Consider the following 16596-nt stretch of genomic DNA (forward strand, 5'->3'; position numbering starts at 1 on the left):
GATTAGAGAGCTTCACATGACTATTGAAACAATCGCAATTGAAGGTTTAACGACCCCCGTCTCACGCATCGGCCTTGGCACCTGGGCAATTGGCGGATGGATGTGGGGCGGCACCGATGAGAAAGACTCGATCGCGGTGATCCGCCGGGCGCTCGACAGCGGTGTCAATCTGATCGACACAGCGCCGGTGTACGGCTTCGGCGCTTCGGAGGAGATTGTCGGCAAGGCGCTGGCCGATGGGTATCGGCACAAGGCGGTCATCGCGACCAAGGTCGCATTGGAATGGCACGACGGTGCGGTGTTCCGCAATTCGTCGCCAGAGCGCATTCGTCAAGAAGTAGAGGATACGCTTCGGCGCTTGCGGACAGATTACATCGATCTGTATCAGGTGCACTGGCCCGATCCGCTCGTGCCGATCGAAGAGACCGCCGCGGTGCTCGACGATCTGCGCAAGGAAGGCAAGGTGCGGGCGCTGGGCGTCAGCAACTTCTCGCCTGCGCAAATGGACGCGTTCCGGCGCGTGGCGCCGCTATCGGCCACGCAGCCGCCGTACAACCTGTTCGAGCGCGATATCGATCGTGACGTGCTGCCGTACGCAAAACAGCATGGGCTCGTCGCGCTTGCCTATGGGGCACTATGCCGCGGGCTGCTGGCGGGGCGCATCGGCGTCGAGACACGCTTCGAGGGCGACGATCTGCGCCAGCGCGACCCGAAGTTTCGCGAGCCGCGTCGCGAGCAGTATGTCGCGGCCGTGAAAGCACTCAACGTGTTCGCGCGCGATAACTTCGACAAGTCGGTGCTCGCGCTGGCGGTGCGCTGGGTGCTCGATCGCGGCCCGACGATCGCGCTGTGGGGCGCACGTCGTCCGGCACAGTTGGACGGGATTGAAGATGTGTTCGGCTGGCGCCTCGACGAGAAGGCGTTCGAGCAAATTGACGCGATTGTTGCGCAGTTCGTCAAGGATCCGGTCGGGCCGGAATTCATGGCGCCCCCAGAACGTGTGCTCGTAGCATGACAGGGAGCTATCGAACATGCGAATCCATCGACGCACCTTCATGCTCCATTCAATCGGCGCCGCAGCGCTCGCGATCAGCGGACGCACCGTCTGGGCGGCGCCCCCGCAGCTTCTGGAGAGCGATCCCGCTGCGCAGGCACTCGGGTACAAGACCGATGCAGCCCATGTCGACCGCACAAAATATCCCCATTTCAGCGACAACCAGCGCTGTACGAACTGCCAGTTCTTCCAGGGCAAGCCAGCCGACACCAGCGCGCTCTGTGCGCTGTTCGGCGCAAAACAAGTGAGCGGTACGGGATGGTGCAACGCTTATCAGGCAAGAGCATGAACGACGTGCGCAGGTAGGCGATGCCAGGCAGCGCCGACGGGTGTGGCGTGCGTCGACAACAAGGAGTGAACCGATGGAACTGATTGTGAATGGCGTGCATCACAACGTCGACGCCGACGCGAACATGCCGCTGCTATGGGCGGTGCGTGACCTGTTGGGGCTGCATGGCACCAAGTTCGGCTGCGGCATAGGCGCATGCGGCGCCTGCACCGTACATCTGGATGGCGTGGCGGTGCGTTCATGCGTCACCTCACTGAGCGATGTACAAGGCAAGCCCGTGACGACGATCGAAGGCCTGGGCAAAGGCGGCGAGCATCCCGTGCAGCGAGCGTGGAAAGCCGCGAATGTGCCGCAGTGCGGCTACTGTCAGCCTGGCCAGATGATGCAGGCTGCGTCGCTGCTAAAACAGACGCCGAAGCCGAGCGACGAGCAGATCGTCGAAGCGATGTCCGGCAATGTCTGCCGCTGCGGCACCTATCAACGCATCAAGGTTGCCATCAAGGCAGCGGCGGAGCAGGCGTAATGAGCGAGATCGTCAATCTGAGCCGGCGCCGGGTGCTGAAAGGCACCTTGGCGGGCGGGGTGGTATTGGGCCTGCAGGTCGGCGGCGCGCGCATGGCGTTTGCAGCGAGCCCGCTCGCCTCGGCGAGCGACGCGAAAACGGTATTTTCGCCGAACGTCTATGTATCGGTCGCGCCGTCGGGCGAGATCGTGCTGGTCGTGCATCGCTCCGAGATGGGCACCGGCATCCGCACCAGCCTCGCAATGATCCTCGCCGACGAACTCGATGCCGACTGGAACACCGTCAAGGTTGTGCAGGCACAAGGCGATGCGAAGTACGGCGACCAGAATACCGATGGCTCGCGCAGCATCCGCCAGTTCTTCCAGCCACTGCGCGAGGCAGGCGGCTCCGCACGGCAGATGTTGATGGCCGCCGCCGCTGCGCAGTGGCGCGTGAGCCCGGCGAGTTGCCGGACTGAACCGGGTCATGTGGTGCATGCGGCGAGTGGGCGGCGCCTTTCATACGGCGCAGTGGCCGCAGCCGCGGCGCGTCAGCCAGTGCCCGGCCGCGAAACGCTGCACCTGAAAAACGAGGACACGTGGCGCTATATCGGCAAGTCGCTGCCGATCGTCGATCTCGACGATATCGTTCACGGCCGCGCGACGTACGGCATCGATGTCGTGTTACCCGGTATGACGTATGCGTCGGTCGAACGTTCGCCCGTGTACGGTGCAACGCTCAAAAGCGTCGACTCGACCGAAACAATGAAGGTGCCCGGCGTGCTGCACGTGGTGCGCATTTCTTCCGCGCCGCTGCCCGCCGGCTTCCGGCCGCTGGGCGGCGTCGCGGTGATAGCGACCAACACGTGGGCCGCGCAGCAAGGGCGTCAGAAACTGAAGCTCGAATGGAACCTCGGGCCGAATGGCACTTACGATAGCCACGCGTATCGCAAGGCGCTTGAGGACACCGCGCGGCAGCCTGGGAAAGTTGTGCGCAACAACGGCGATACCGCGGGCGCGCTGAAAAACGCTGCACGACATGTGTCAGCGGACTATTACGTACCACATCTGGCGCACGCGGCAATGGAGCCGCTGGCTGCGACTGCATCGTTTGCGAACGGCGCAGTCGAGGTCTGGACCGCGACGCAAAACCCGCAGCAGGCGCGTACAACCGTCGCACAGGTGCTCGGCCTGCAGGAGCAGGCCGTGACGATCAATGTCACGTTGCTCGGCGGCGGCTTCGGCCGCAAGTCGAAACCGGACTATGTGGCCGAGGCCGCGTTCCTGGCGCGCGAAGTCGGCGCACCCGTCAAGCTGACGTGGACACGCGAGGACGACATTCGAAACGACTACTTCCATGCCGTGTGCGCGCAGCACATGGAAGGCGGACTCGATGCGCAGGGCAGGACGATAGCGTGGTTGCACCGGAGCGTGTTTCCGTCGATCGGTTCGACGTTCACGCCGAACGTCGTTTATGGTTCGGCGGGCGAACTCGGTCAGGGCGTGACCGACATGCCTTATGAAGTCGCCAACGTGCAGTGCGAAAACGGAGCGGCGCCCGCGCATACACGTATCGGCTGGTATCGCTCCGTGTACAACATTCCGCACGGCTTCGCGCTGGGCTCGTTCGCCGACGAGCTCGCCGCCGCTGCGCGACAGGATCCGGTGCAGCATCTGCTCGCGCTGCTGGGCAGTCCGCGCCATGTCGATCTGCATGCGCTGGGGGTCGACTATCCGAACTACGGCGCGTCGATCGACGAGTATCCGATCGATACCGCGCGCTATGCCGCGGTGGTCCGCGCGGCGGCGGTGCGGTCGAACTGGTCCGCCGCGTTGCCCGCTCGCCATGGGCGCGGCATCGCCGTTCATCGCAGCTTTCTGTCGTATGTCGCCGCCGTCGCGCAGGTGCAGGTTGCCGATGATGGCTCGGTGCGCGTGACGCGTATCGATCTGGCGATCGACTGCGGACGTATCGTCAATCCCGATCGCGTGATCGCACAGTTCGAAGGGGCTGTCGTGATGGCGCTCGGCAACACGCTATACAGCGAACTGACCTTCAGTAGCGGCGCGGCCGACCAGTCGAACTTCACCGACTACCGTGTCGCCCGTATCGACTCCGTGCCGGAAACGCACGTATATATCGTGCCAAGCGCTGCACCGCCTGGCGGTGTTGGCGAACCGGGTGTGCCGCCGACAATGGCTGCGATCTGCAACGCGATCTTCAATGCGACAGGCACGCGGATTCGGGCGTTGCCGGTCGATAGCGCGTTGTTGAAGCGGGCGTGAACGGCGGTTTATCGGTCATGTCTCATTGTGTCGCGCCGGCGTGCCGCAATGCATTCTCCGCAGCCGGGTTGTGCTGTGCGATCGCCATTTGCAACGCGGTCCCGCCACGCGCATCGACATGATTCGCGTTGGCGCCGTGCGCGACAAGCACCGGAATCATATCGAGTCGGCCGAATAGCGCAGCAAACGACAATGCCGTTTCCCCCGCGTTGTTGGTTTGATCGATGTCGCAATGCGTGTCGAGCAACATCGTCGCGATATTCGTCTCGCCTTTGAAGAGCGCCCCCATCAGTGCCGTGTTGCCATGCCGATCAGCAGCGCAAGCGTTGGCGCCTGCAGAAAGAAGGGCCTTCAATGTCTCCGGATGATTGTCATACGCGCTAAGGATCAGCGCGGTATAGCCTTCGGGCGTCGTTGTCTCGAGCGGGAAATGCGCGTCGATCAACGCCTGAACGATATCCGTGCGTCCCGCACGCGCCGCGACAAACCAGTCTTCGGTGTAACGCGGCGTGTCCGTCACGGCGGAATACGTTCCCGGCTGATACACATGCTGTGCGCAACTTGCCGTCAACAGTGCGGCCAGGGTGGCGACCGCCACGGTCCGAACAAGGCGCCGGGCAGTGAAAGAGCATTGCATTGCGTTCTCCGTAAGAAAGCCTGTCTAATCAGTTGGGAAGCCTGCTTGCGCAGGCTCCCGTGTATGCTTCAGTTATCGCTCAGGTGTGCGGCTGCATCCTTCACACGGGTGACATCCGCGTTGGTCGCACGCGCGAGGCGGGTACCGTAGTCGGCATCAGCCTTATAGAAGTACGAGAGCATTGCGTACTTGTTCGCGTCGTTGGTCACGCGGCCAAGGTCGCCCGACAGCGCCGTGATCAGATCGGTCTTGCCGGTCTCGGACAGCGTCCGGTAATACTCGCCGGCCTGACGGAAGTCGAGCGTCTTGTGGATCGCTCTTTGCTGGGTTGTCCCCTTCAGCGGCGTCTGCACGGACTTGTACTTGTCCTGCTGTGAGATTTCGGCGACTCCGGACGGCTCGTAGTTCACTTCGCCCTTTCGATCCCCCTCGTTCATGAAGCCGTCCTGGTTGTTGTTGTAGACCGGGACGATGGGGCGGTTGATCGGCAACTGGTTGTAGTTCGGGCCGAGGCGATACATCTGCGTATCGGCATAGGAGAACAGGCGGCCCTGCAACATCCGGTCCTCGGAAGGTTCGATCCCCGGCACGAGCCGCGACGGCGCGAAAGCCGATTCTTCCGTGGACTCAAAATAGTTGTCCGGAACGCGGTTGAGCGTCATCGTGCCCACCTTCTGCTCCGGGACGGAAGACGGCCACACCTTCGTGTCATCCAGCGCATCGAAGTCGAATTTGTCCACGTCCTTCGGCGAGAGCACCTGGATGTAAAGGTCCCACTGTGGATATGAACGCGCCTTGACGGAGTTGTACAGGTCATTGGTCATCAGATTCCAGTCCGCGCCGATCGAATGCGGGATATCCTGGGGACGAATTCCTTCGACACCCTGACGGCTCTTCCAGTGAAACTTCACGTAGTGAACTTCCCCTTTTGCATTGACGAACTTGAAGGCGTGCACGCCGTAGCCGTCCATGTGGCGATACGAATCCGGCATGCCCTCGTCCGTGTAGAGGTGCGTCAGCATGTTCGTCGCTTCGGGCGAATGGGCGAAAAAGTCGAACGCCAGATTCGGATCCTGCACGCCAGTCACCGCCGATGGCTTGTTCGCATGCACGAAGTCAGGAAACTTGATGGCGTCCCGAATGAAGAAAATCGGCCAGTTGATGCCGACCATGTCCCAGTTGCCTTGCTGCGTGTAGAACTTGATAGCGAAACCGCGCGGGTCTCGTGCCTGCTCGGGCGACCCGCGATAGCCCATCACTGTCGAGAATCGGACGAAGACCGGGGTCTTCGTCCCAGGCGTGAACACCTGGGCAGTGGTCAGCGAACTGAGGTCTGTAGTCGGCACGAACTCGCCAAAGATACCTGTGCCACGCGCATGCACGACGCGCTCGGGTATACGCTCCCGGTCGAAGCGCTGCAGTTTCTCGATGAGATGAGAGTCCTGCAAAAGAACCGGACCTTCGGGGCCTGCCGTTTGGGAGTTCTGGTTATCGCCGACAGGCGACCCGCTATCCTGGGTCATATCCACGGCATATGCCGGTTGAGCGATCGCCATTGCCGAGACGATCGAGAAAATGCTTGCTGCAATCTGTGTCTTCAGTATTTTCACGTTGTATTCCTGGTTCAGGGGGAAACCAGAAGAATCCTATGACCCAGTCATTCGATTATCCAATCTCTTTTTCCTATCATTTCAATAGCCACTGAATTACTCTGGCAAATAAAAATTACAAAAATAAAGTTGACAATTGACGTGAATTTCCCCGAAGAGACTGCAGATTCCATGACGGAAATGTGAATTAAAGGATCATTCGGAATTTCGTGGGGGAAATCTGCCGTGGGTCTTGCTGCATTGCCCTTTTCTCAACAATGACACCGCGTCACGCTTGCGGCGACCTGCGTATGCGCCGTGCGTGGTGGCGCTATGCGCGCTTTATTCAGTTTGAATAGCTTCAACTGAATTTATTATTTTCACGCATACCCTTATGAATGATACGTTTTTATCCAGCATATCCACAAGATGTTTAATTATTTTATAAACGACCTTAACTTAACCTTATCTTTGCGCGGAATAGCGATAATTAAATCAGGAGCGTGAGCATGCGCGCCAATAATTGGAGATGTCTTTCCTGATTTCATACTCGTCTCGAATGCGAATTGAAGCGTTATCAATAATCATTCATGCGACAAAGCGCTTGCGTGGGTTCGGGATCGCGAAAGCCACGCAAGCGACAGCGCTGCGCTTTAGAACTGATGCCGCACGCCGAGCAGTACCATCGTCTCCGAGTTCTTACCCGAATCGAGACCATAGGAGCCGATTGACGCGGTAGCTGCCGTACTGCCGCCTGTGCCATCGGCCGTTCGACCAGATGCCTTCTGATATGCAGCGAGCGCGTAGACGTCAGTACGCTTCGAGAAGGTGTAATCGGCACCCAGGCTGACCTGATTGTAGGTTGCGTCGGTTTGCGCGCCGCCGTCGCCCTTGGTGAAGTTGTAGCCGACGCCCAGTGTCGTCGTGGGAACCGGTTTGTAGTTCACATAGACCGTAGCGTTGTTAAAGTGGGTATCGGCCGACAGCGACCCTTCTCCGTATGCGACATTGCTGTATGCCGCGCCGAACTGGAACAAGCCGAATTGATAACTCGCGGCCGCACGAATCATGCTCACCGACTTTGCCGAGAATAGTCCGCGATTGATACTCGAAAAATAGGGGTTGTCGGTCGTCGGTGCGCTAGCGCCCGGTGCGAGCGACACACCGCTGCCGGTCAACACGAAATCGTTCGCGAAGTTCGCGTGAAGATACCCGGCGGCAAGATTCAGTGGACCGTTCGCATATGCCGCTGCAAGCGCATAGGTCTGACCGCTCGACGCGTTGCCCGCGACTCCGCCGAGCGCATACATTCCTTCCCACTGAAAGCCCGCGTAACTCGGGCTCACATACTTCACGGCATTATTGACGCCAAGGCTTTCGTCGTAGTTGTCGAGATCGCCCGGCGTCGCGAACGCCGAACCGAAGATCGCGTCCTCCGTCAGCGGTTCGATGAGGTCGACTAGCGGATCGAATTGCCGTCCGAGCGTGACGGTGCCGAGCGGAACGCTCGCCAGGCCGACGGTCGCAACGCGGCCGAACTCCCGCCCGTTGTTGTTCAGCGCGCCGTTGCTGAGAACAAAGCCGTTTTCGAGCCTGAATACCGCGGAGAGTCCGCCGCCTAGATCTTCCGTGCCCTTCAAGCCCCAGGAGTTGGCGCTCAGCGTCCCGTTTATCATCTGGAACGCGCTGCCCGTTCCGCCATTCGTTTTCGGCAGATTGCTCACGTAGCCGATGGCGGTATCAAGCGTGCCGTATAGCGTCACGCTGCTCTGCGCCTGTGCGGCACTGGCCAGTGCGCTACAGGCAAGCGCCGCCAGAAGTTTTATCTTCATCTGATCTCTTCTTCGTTGAATTGAAATTGCATCTGCCCAATGTGGCTGCATCTTCACCATCCCCTGAATCTCGGCCATTGATCGACAATCTCGCGCGATCCAGTCTGTATGACCGTGTAGTGATCGTGCTGGGCAGCGGTCGGGCACGCATGATTGGGCAGAATGCGCACCAGCGAGCCGATGGGCAGTTGCGGTAACTGCGCGTCCGCCCCGCTGCGCAGCGCGAGAATGCCCTGCTCCTGATTCGCCTGGGCCATGATCAAGTCGGGGTACGGCACGCCATCGACATCGCAGACCACGCCGTAGCCCTGATCGAGCTTCTGTGATGCCGTGCCGCGATCGCGCGACATCGCCATCCAGCCCGCATCGACCAGAATCCAACCCTTGTCGGCTTGATGGCCGATCACAGTCGCGAGCACGCTGAGCGCGATGTCGTCGATGGTGCACACGTTGAGACCCGCCATCACGAGATCGAAGAACACGAACACCCCGGCGCGCACTTCCGTGACGCCGCTCAGATCGCGCGCGAAATGAGCCGTCGGCGTCGACCCCACGCTCACTACTGGCGCGGGAAGACCCGCATCGCGCAACACGGCCGCACACGCAACCGCTTCCGCACGTTCGCGCTCGGCCATCGCGCTGATCGCTTCGACGGTGTCGCACCCGTACGACTCGCCCGCATGGGTCATGACGCCGCGCAACAGCGCGCCGCCCTCACGCAGCACACGACCGATGGCCACAAGTTGCTCAGAAGCCTTGCGGCTTACGCCGGCACGATGACCGTCCGAGTCGATCTCGATCAGCGTGGGAATGGGATCGCGACTGATGCGTGACTGCTTCGCGACCGCGTGGGCGGCATCCAGGTTGTCGACCACCACCGAAAGATCGACCCCACGCCGACGCAATGCCGTCACGCGATCGAGCTTGCCCGGCGCGATACCGACGGCATAGAGGATGTCGCGCACGCCGCCCTCCGCGAACTGTTCGGCCTCGCGCAACGTTGATACCGTCGCGGGGCCGGCTTGGCCATCCATGACACGGCGCGCAACGTCGAGCGACTTCGCCGTTTTCAGGTGCGGACGCAGATTGACGCCGAGCCCCGTGAGCCCTCCCCGCAGACGGGCAATGTTGCGGGTCATCCGGCTTTCGTCGAGCAGAAGCGCGGGCGTGGCCAGATGTTCGATTGATCGGGTTGGAGCAGGAACGTATTGCGAATCGCCGACGATGTTCGGCTCACCGCGCGAGCGCGGTGTTGGCATGATGCTGGTCATGAGTCGGAATGTAGAAAGAAGTGAACGCACTTACAGCGCGACGACGCCGGTCTTGATCTGGGCAAAGCTGCGCAGCCCCTCCGCCCCTTTTTCGCGGCCGTAGCCCGAGCGTTTGAAGCCGCCAAACGGCAGCTCGACGCCGCCGGACGCGCCGTACGTATTGACGAAGACCTGTCCGGCCAGCACTTCCCGGATCATCCGGTGCGCGGTGCCGATGTCGCGCGTCCATACGCCGGCGACAAGACCGTAGTCGGTACCATTCGCGAGGCGCACCGCTTCATCAATATCGCGGAACGGCGTGACGGCCAGCACAGGACCGAATACTTCTTCCTGACCGATCGCGCTGTACGGATCGACGTTGTCGATCAGCGTCGGCTGGAAGAAAAATCCGTCGCCCAGTACACCGCCGTTGAGTGCATCGCCGCCGACAACGATTTTTGCGCCGTGACTGCGCGCCCGTTCGACGAACGACATGACGCGGCCGCGCTGAGTCTTCGAAATCAGCGGACCCAGTGCCGGGTCATTCAGCGCGGGACCGATCTCCACGTTGGCGAAGGCCTGCGCAATGCGCGCCACCATCACGGCGTGCAGGCTCTCGTGAACCAGCAGCCGCGAACCGGCTGAGCACGTCTGACCTGCGTTTTGCAGGATCGCGTTGATCACCCCCGGCACCGTGCGTTCAAGATCCGCATCGGCGAATACGATATTCGGCGACTTGCCGCCCAGTTCCATCGTCGCAGGAATCACGCGGTTCGCCGCCGCGTGAGCGATGATGCGCCCCACTTCGACCGAGCCGGTGAATGAGATGTGGTCGATGTCGTCGTGCCCTGTCAATGCCGCGCCCGCGGTCTCACCGTACCCGGTTACGACATTGAGAGCGCCCGCAGGCAGACCTGCTTCGAATGCGAGCGATGCGAGCCGCACGGCGGTCAACGGCGCCTCTTCGGCGGGCTTCAACACGCAGCAGTTGCCCATCGCGAGCGCCGGCGCAATCGTGCGCGCGAAAATCTGCATCGGGTAATTCCACGGGATCACGTGCGCCGTCACGCCATGCGGCTCCCATTCCGTGAAGATCATCGTGTCCGCATTCAGCGGGATCGATGAACCGTAGTGTGTTTCCACCGCACTGGCGTAGAAGTCGAAATACCGGGCGGTGAGTTCCGCGTCGCGTCGCGCCTGCTTCAACGGCTTGCCGGTTTGCAACGCTTCGAGATGCGCGAGATCCGCCTCGTCACGCTTGATCAGTTCGGCGATGCGCCGCAGAATACGCGCACGCTCGGCAACCGCGACCCTGCGCCATTGCCGCGACGCGCGCCGTGCCGCACGCACAGCGCGATCGATTTCATCGGGACCGCAATCCGCTGTTTGGGCGATCGCCTTGCCGCTGGACGGGTCCAGCACCGCAGCCGTGTTGAGTGTTTCGACCGACTCCGCGTCGATAAAGGCTGCCGTCTGTTTCATTGTGTGACTCCTGTAGGGGCGTAAGCCGGCCGCCGCATGAGCGGCCGAACATTGCGGGAATGCATGGGATGCCTAGCGCGCGGTAAAGCCGCCGTCGAGCACGAGATTCATGCCGACCGCGAACGAGCTTTCGTCGCTGGCCAGAAAAAGTGCGCCGTAGGCGATTTCGCGCGCGTCGGCGACACGCATGATCGGCGCCCACGATGCCTGAGCCGCGGCGGTCTTCGCTGGATCGAGACTATTGTCGACTTCCGCCTGCAACAGCGGCGTACGCGTAATGCCTGGGCACAACGCATTGACGCGAATGTTGTGTCGGATCAGGTCGAGCGCGATCGATTTTGTGAACATCATTACCGCGCCCTTGCTGGCGTTATATGCCGGTGACTCAGGGACCGCGACGATGCCCATCTCCGAGCCGAGCGTAATGATCTTGCCGCCGCCGCGCTCGATCATCTTGGGTACAGCATGCTTGACCATCGTGAACATGCCTTTGACGTTGGTGGTCAGAACCGCGTCCCACTCGTCCTCGGATAGTTGCTCGATCGGCATCACGCTGGTAATGCCCGCATTGCATACGAGGATGTCGAGGCCGCCATGCTCATCGACAGCGTGCTCTACCATGTAGCCGGCATCCGCCATCGAACGCACGTCACCTGTGCAGCCGGACACTGTGCCGTATTGCGCCAACTCGCCGACCGCCGCGGCAAGCGCCGCCGTATTGATGTCGGTAATCACGACGCGTGCGCCCTCCTCGGCGAACAATTGCGCAATCGCCCTACCTATACCTGACGCGCCGCCGGTAATCAGCGCGCTCTTACCATTCAGTCTGCCCATCATAGTTCTCTGGTTGGTTGCTACACGCCACGAACACACCTCTACGTGGCGAAGAAAAATTCAGGCCGCTTCGTTGCCGTAGCCAAGCGCCTTATCAGCGCCACGCATGGTTGCCGAGCCGGGCGGCAATTCATCGAGCGATTCGATTTCGACGTCCACCATTTCCGGAATCGCATCGCCCTCAATGAAGAGCACTGCCCCCAGGCGATAGAACGCTGGCGAGCCGCGACGCTTCAGTCGCCGGCCCCACAACGCGGCGAGCACGATCACGGCCACGACAATCCACGGGAACACAGTCAATGGCGCGGCAGGCCACGGATGAACGTTCAGCCAGATCGCTGCCAGGAAAATGACGTTGGAGATAACGGGGAACGCGACATGCAGCACCGGTGAGAACTCTGCGCGATAGCGCTTCCACATGAAGACAGGCAATGCGACGTTGGTGAGGATCAGGATGGGCAGCATGCCGAGCGACGACAGATAGCCGAGATTGCCGAACGCGGACATCGGGTCCCACCAGAACCCTGCGCCAATCCCCACCACGAGGGTCAGGATCGAGTACACGATAATCGCGACGTGAGGCGTCTTGTGCTTCGGATGAGTACGGCCGAGCGCCTTGTGAAGCAGCCCGTCGCGGCCCAATGAATACAACACGCGGAAATTAGCGGTATGGATGGCAAGCACAACAGCGACGATGGCAGAGACGGCCGCGAGATCGACGAGATTGCCGTACATGTGCCCAAGGTAGCGCACGGCGAGGTCGTGGATCGGCTCCTGGGAATTGGCGAGCTTGTCCATGTGCGCCGAGCCGTAGCCGACCACGATCGAATACATCGCGAACGTGAACCACAAGCCAGCGAGCACGACTGATCCAATCAGCGCGATCGGCAGATTGCGGCGCGGATTACGACATTCCTCCGCCACAGTCAGGCACGATTCGAAGCCGAAAAACGCCATGACGATAAAGACGAATGCCTGGCCGATACCGCCGAACCCCTGATCCGCGTGCATCGGCGAAAAGCTCTCCGGCACCTGACCCGCATCGCCACCCTTGATCACGATAACGATCAATAGGCCGCCCACCACGACGACTTCCGCGATCAGCAGCGCGACGTCGAATTGCATCGACGCATGGACCGAATACCACGCGAGAATGCCGACCAGGACCACGACGCCGATCATCAACGCCCACCACGGCACCATGATGCCGAAGTCATTCCGAAGTGCGTTGCTGAGAAAACCGCCGAACAGGTTGGTATTGATCGGGCTTTGCAGTGCGTACGCGAACAGCATCAGCATCCCGGCTGCAAAACCGGCTTCGGGCCCAAGACCCAGCGTAATGAACTTGTAGAAGCCACCCGCTGACGTGACACGCTTGGCGAATTCCGCGATCGTCAGTGCCATTAGCGCAATGCCGGCAGTCCCCAGCACGAACACAAATGGCGAAGACACGCCGGCCTTGCCGCCGATCAGCGCCGATATGAACATCACGCCGATGGTCGGCGAGATAAACGCGAGGGACATGCCCATCGCACTGATCAATCCCAACGCGTTGCGCTTGAGGCCGTCGGCCTCTGTGCTCGCGCTCATCTCTTTCGTAGTCATCCAATCGCTCCAGTCAGGTCAACTTGAGCGCATCGTAGGTGGCCACAAAACTGCAATCCAATGCCGAAATTCGATCACGCGATGCTGAGCGGGCATGACGCTATGGCGTATTCGTGTGACTTATTCGGATGGGGACGAACATAGGCCTCGCGACCGGACTTTGCCGATTGCGCTGACAAATTGCGGCGATTTGAATAGCGGCTCGCGCTTTCAGCGACTCAGGCAGCAGCCGGCAAAACCGCATTCGTTGCGGAAGCGGCCGTCAGCGTTTCCCAGAATGCTTCGGCGCTGCTGGGCAAACGAGCGCGTGGACGAAACAGCGTGATGTCGACGTCGATATCCCATTCGGAAGAACCCGCGCGCACCAGTTCCCCCGATTCGAGTTCGCGACCGACCTGACTCTGCGGCAGCCACGCAAGTCCGCGCCCATCGCGCACCATCGAGTTCAACACGCCGGCGAGCGGCGAAACGAAGACGCGGTCGAGCTGATTGGCTGCCGGCGAGGTACGCAACAGGTTCTCGACCGCGCGACCGATGGCAGAGGTTTCGGCGTACGCCAGGTATCGGCAGCGATGCGCAGACGCACCGTCCAGCGAGTCGAGCGGCTCATGGTCGGCGCCGGGCCGCGACAACGGCAACAAGCGGTCGAAGCCAACGCGATAGACAAGAAACTGTTTCGGGTCGAGGCCAATATCCACTGAAGGATGCGTGTGGCACAGCATGAAGTGGCTCGTGCCCTGCAGCATCATCTGCACACACGCGTTCGCATGGCCGGTATCGAGCCTGAACTTCAGCACTTCCCCCGTTTTTTCAGAGGCGCTGATCCACTGGGGGAAGAATGTCAGCGAAAGACTGTGTGTCGCGACAAATTTGACCGTACTGGCGAGTCCCTCCGCTGCCGCACGCAACTCGTCGCGCCCCTGGTAGAGCTGGCGGGCCACCTCCTCGGCGATATCGCGGAATCGCTCACCCGCTGCGGTCAGCGCAATCGGCTGCGCGTTACGATCGAGCAACGTGACGCCGACCCACTCCTCCAGCATCTTGACGCGCCGGCTGAATGCCGGCTGCGTCATGAAGCGCAACTCGGCGGTGCGCGAAAAATTGCGCGTGGCCGCCAGCGTCAGGAAATCTTCAAGCCACTTCAGTTCCATGGGCAAAAACCAACCGCTTCAGTCGAAGAAATGCCCGCGCCGATGAAGTCATGCTCGCCGAAGGCAGATGCAAGACGAAGCAACTGCTGTGCCGAGCCGAATACGCCATATCGGAAAAGCCGACGGCCCATTGTGGTGCGCACGCACAACGCTGTTGGCGTCAAACTAAACGGATGCACCATCAATGGGCGAACCACACAGATCAGCGCGCTCGCCTGTTGATCAAAAATCGCATGCAACCCCCAGGCCTTCTTTTAGCGCGCGTCGATAGGCGAGCGCTGCGACAGCCAGATCCTGCAGCGCAGTGCCGGTCCCGTCGAAGATCGTGATGTCGTCAGTTGCGCCACGCTGCTGGGCGCCACTCACCAGCCCGCCGAGCGTGAAGTTCAGTTTTTCCGCCGTGAGCAATCCACGGGCGTACGCATGTTGGCATTCGCCAATCGAAATCGCCTGCTGGATCTCGTCGACGACAATGCTGGCCGCCGCCACCAGTTCTACCTCGAGTTCCTGCTTGCCGATTGTGTCGGCTCCCATTGCGTTGATGTGGACGCCCGGGCGAATCCACTCGCGGCGGATCAGCGGCATATGCGACGGCGTTACCGTAATCAGCACGTCGGCGTGACGCGCGACCGCCTCGAGGGACAACGCATCGAATCGCAGACCGTCCGCCTCGACGAGGTCGCGCAACGTGCGCAGGTTGTCCGGATTCGGGTCCCACGCCAGCACATGCGTGATCGGACGCACGGCGCACGTCGCGCGATATTGATGGATCGACTGTACGCCGGTGCCGACGATACCGAGAATCGACGCGTCCGGGGACGCGAGACCACGCGTCGCAAGTGCGCTGGCCGCTCCGGTGCGAATGCCGGTGAGATAGTTCGCGCCTACAAGGGCGACCGCGCGACCGGTGTCTGCATCAAACAGAAGTACTGAAGACTGGTGATTGCCAAGACCCCTTTTTACATTGCCCGGCCAGTAACCGCCGGCCTTGAGACCGAGCACCGGTAGTGACGCATCAAAGCCGGCTTTCACGCCGAATACGGCGTCGGCATGGCCAGTCTGTTCGCGCACGACAGGATACGACCGCGCGTTGCCCGCATAGCTCGCGGCGAAGGCATCGCCGACGGTGTCGATCGCGTCCTCGACGGACACGAGTTGGGACGCCTGTTGCTCCGGAATGATCAACATGAAAGCCTCGCAGAATTAAAACTCCCTAACATAGCGGGGAGAAATCCGGCTGGCCAATGCCGATACGGTCTGGACCCATGCAAAGACGGTTGCGGAGGAACTCAAGGTTGTGGCTTGTCCACACGCGACGGTGTAGCCCAAACTGCTGCTCTCGCGGGAGCCTCTCCCCAATAAAGGATTACACCGTCCGTGACTCACTCCGATCCACTTCAAAGTCTTCCTGACATCCTTGAGCCCGGTTTATCGGTGGTGTTTTGCGGAATCAATCCGGGTGTCCTTGCGGCATCGACCGGCCACCACTTTGCCGGCAGGGGCAATCGGTTCTGGCGGGTCGTTTATCTGGCGGGGTTCACCCCCGAACAGATTTCTCCTGACGACGATCACACGCTCCTGCAGTATGGTTGTGGCCTGACAACCGTGGTCTCGCGTCCAACCGCACGAGCGGACGAACTATCACCAGGGGAGTTCAAAGCGGCTGCGACGGAATTCGAGCAGAAGATTGAACGATATGCGCCGCAATGTGTTGCCTTCCTGGGGAAGATGGCGCTCTCCGCCATGTCGGACACACGCGACGTCCACTGGGGCCCACAACCAACAACGTTCGGCGGCGCCCGCACATGGGTATTGCCCAATCCCAGCGGACTGAACCGGACGTTCAGCCTCGACGCGCTAGCGATTGCCTACCGGGAACTTCGTCTTGCCGTCGCGCCGGCCGGGGACGCGCTTCCTCCTTCAATGCCTGGACCTGTTCCCTCATCGCGACTCGAATAATTCCAATAAGCTTTCAACGCGTATTCCCGCTCGCTGCGACCACGGCCCAAAGAAAGCCCCCACGATCAACCGTTCGTTAGCGCGAGCTGCGGGCCGAAAGACACCCGACGGAGTCTTTCAGACCCCA

General features: G+C 61.0%; 14 protein-coding genes. 5 read left to right on the forward strand and 9 right to left on the reverse strand.

Going from position 1 to position 16596, the window contains the following annotated elements; all coding sequences use genetic code 11:
- Positions 1 to 16 precede the first annotated feature (16 nt).
- The 4 genes from PQQ86_RS36610 to PQQ86_RS36625 all read left to right on the forward strand — a co-directional run bounded on the left by PQQ86_RS36610 (position 17) and on the right by PQQ86_RS36625 (position 4130).
- Positions 17 to 1015 (forward strand): aldo/keto reductase, encoded by a 999-nt coding sequence (locus PQQ86_RS36610; RefSeq protein WP_408229435.1) that lies wholly within the window; start codon positions 17 to 19, stop codon positions 1013 to 1015.
- Between the two features lie 16 nt (positions 1016 to 1031).
- Positions 1032 to 1343, forward strand: coding sequence for a high-potential iron-sulfur protein (locus PQQ86_RS36615; protein ID WP_408278541.1), 312 nt, complete (start codon positions 1032 to 1034; stop codon positions 1341 to 1343).
- Between the two features lie 73 nt (positions 1344 to 1416).
- Positions 1417 to 1866, forward strand: coding sequence for a (2Fe-2S)-binding protein (locus PQQ86_RS36620; protein ID WP_408278544.1), 450 nt, complete (start codon positions 1417 to 1419; stop codon positions 1864 to 1866).
- Positions 1866 to 4130, forward strand: a complete 2265-nt coding sequence (locus tag PQQ86_RS36625; protein WP_408278546.1) for a xanthine dehydrogenase family protein molybdopterin-binding subunit — start codon at positions 1866 to 1868, stop codon at positions 4128 to 4130. The genes PQQ86_RS36620 and PQQ86_RS36625 overlap by 1 nt, the downstream gene beginning before the upstream one ends.
- A 22-nt stretch (positions 4131 to 4152) precedes the next feature.
- Here PQQ86_RS36625 and PQQ86_RS36630 read toward each other — a convergent pair whose 3' ends face one another.
- From PQQ86_RS36630 to PQQ86_RS36670, 9 genes are all read right to left on the reverse strand, one after another.
- Positions 4153 to 4767 (reverse strand): ankyrin repeat domain-containing protein, encoded by a 615-nt coding sequence (locus PQQ86_RS36630; RefSeq protein ID WP_408278549.1) that lies wholly within the window; start codon positions 4765 to 4767, stop codon positions 4153 to 4155.
- Between the two features lie 68 nt (positions 4768 to 4835).
- Complete coding sequence (locus tag PQQ86_RS36635) at positions 4836 to 6323, reverse strand: catalase (RefSeq protein ID WP_408279441.1); 1488 nt, start codon at positions 6321 to 6323, stop codon at positions 4836 to 4838.
- 686 nt (positions 6324 to 7009) lie between these two features.
- Positions 7010 to 8188, reverse strand: a complete 1179-nt coding sequence (locus PQQ86_RS36640) for a porin (RefSeq protein WP_408278552.1) — start codon at positions 8186 to 8188, stop codon at positions 7010 to 7012.
- A 53-nt stretch (positions 8189 to 8241) separates the two neighbouring features.
- Positions 8242 to 9327, reverse strand: a complete 1086-nt coding sequence (locus tag PQQ86_RS36645; RefSeq protein WP_408279442.1) for a DSD1 family PLP-dependent enzyme — start codon at positions 9325 to 9327, stop codon at positions 8242 to 8244.
- Between the two features lie 162 nt (positions 9328 to 9489).
- Positions 9490 to 10920, reverse strand: coding sequence for an aldehyde dehydrogenase family protein (locus PQQ86_RS36650; protein ID WP_408278554.1), 1431 nt, complete (start codon positions 10918 to 10920; stop codon positions 9490 to 9492).
- Between the two features lie 72 nt (positions 10921 to 10992).
- The gene (locus PQQ86_RS36655) at positions 10993 to 11757 is read right to left on the reverse strand and encodes an SDR family NAD(P)-dependent oxidoreductase (protein ID WP_408278559.1); all 765 of its coding nucleotides are present in this window, start codon (positions 11755 to 11757) and stop codon (positions 10993 to 10995) included.
- Between the two features lie 57 nt (positions 11758 to 11814).
- Positions 11815 to 13359 carry an APC family permease gene (locus PQQ86_RS36660; RefSeq protein WP_408278564.1) on the reverse strand — a complete coding sequence of 515 codons (1545 nt, stop codon included), beginning with the start codon at positions 13357 to 13359 and terminating at the stop codon, positions 11815 to 11817.
- A gap of 218 nt (positions 13360 to 13577) precedes the next feature.
- On the reverse strand, positions 13578 to 14510 hold the full coding sequence (locus PQQ86_RS36665) for a LysR substrate-binding domain-containing protein (RefSeq protein WP_408278566.1): 933 nt from the start codon (positions 14508 to 14510) through the stop codon (positions 13578 to 13580).
- Between the two features lie 222 nt (positions 14511 to 14732).
- Positions 14733 to 15698, reverse strand: coding sequence for an ornithine cyclodeaminase family protein (locus PQQ86_RS36670; RefSeq protein ID WP_408278569.1), 966 nt, complete (start codon positions 15696 to 15698; stop codon positions 14733 to 14735).
- 189 nt (positions 15699 to 15887) lie between these two features.
- Here PQQ86_RS36670 and mug point away from each other — a divergent pair, with 189 nt between their 5' ends.
- Positions 15888 to 16469, forward strand: a complete 582-nt coding sequence (gene mug / locus PQQ86_RS36675) for a G/U mismatch-specific DNA glycosylase (protein WP_408278572.1) — start codon at positions 15888 to 15890, stop codon at positions 16467 to 16469.
- The last annotated feature ends 127 nt before the right edge of the window (positions 16470 to 16596 follow it).

Source organism: Paraburkholderia sediminicola (assembly GCF_046026675.1).
Lineage (GTDB): Bacteria > Pseudomonadota > Gammaproteobacteria > Burkholderiales > Burkholderiaceae > Paraburkholderia > Paraburkholderia sediminicola_F.

Excerpts from the sequence above, each read along its gene's own strand:
- PQQ86_RS36645 (WP_408279442.1), bottom strand. The coding sequence starts at position 9,327 with ATGACCCGCAACATTGCCCGTCTGCGGGGAGGGCTCACGGGGCTCGGC.
- PQQ86_RS36660 (WP_408278564.1), bottom strand. The coding sequence starts at position 13,359 with ATGACTACGAAAGAGATGAGCGCGAGCACAGAGGCCGACGGCCTCAAG.
- PQQ86_RS36620 (WP_408278544.1), top strand. The coding sequence starts at position 1,417 with ATGGAACTGATTGTGAATGGCGTGCATCACAACGTCGACGCCGACGCG.
- PQQ86_RS36615 (WP_408278541.1), top strand. The coding sequence starts at position 1,032 with ATGCGAATCCATCGACGCACCTTCATGCTCCATTCAATCGGCGCCGCA.
- PQQ86_RS36670 (WP_408278569.1), bottom strand. The coding sequence starts at position 15,698 with ATGTTGATCATTCCGGAGCAACAGGCGTCCCAACTCGTGTCCGTCGAG.
- PQQ86_RS36650 (WP_408278554.1), bottom strand. The coding sequence starts at position 10,920 with ATGAAACAGACGGCAGCCTTTATCGACGCGGAGTCGGTCGAAACACTC.
- PQQ86_RS36640 (WP_408278552.1), bottom strand. The coding sequence starts at position 8,188 with ATGAAGATAAAACTTCTGGCGGCGCTTGCCTGTAGCGCACTGGCCAGT.
- PQQ86_RS36665 (WP_408278566.1), bottom strand. The coding sequence starts at position 14,510 with ATGGAACTGAAGTGGCTTGAAGATTTCCTGACGCTGGCGGCCACGCGC.
- PQQ86_RS36655 (WP_408278559.1), bottom strand. The coding sequence starts at position 11,757 with ATGATGGGCAGACTGAATGGTAAGAGCGCGCTGATTACCGGCGGCGCG.
- PQQ86_RS36635 (WP_408279441.1), bottom strand. The coding sequence starts at position 6,323 with ATGGCGATCGCTCAACCGGCATATGCCGTGGATATGACCCAGGATAGC.
- PQQ86_RS36610 (WP_408229435.1), top strand. The coding sequence starts at position 17 with ATGACTATTGAAACAATCGCAATTGAAGGTTTAACGACCCCCGTCTCA.
- PQQ86_RS36625 (WP_408278546.1), top strand. The coding sequence starts at position 1,866 with ATGAGCGAGATCGTCAATCTGAGCCGGCGCCGGGTGCTGAAAGGCACC.
- PQQ86_RS36630 (WP_408278549.1), bottom strand. The coding sequence starts at position 4,767 with ATGCAATGCTCTTTCACTGCCCGGCGCCTTGTTCGGACCGTGGCGGTC.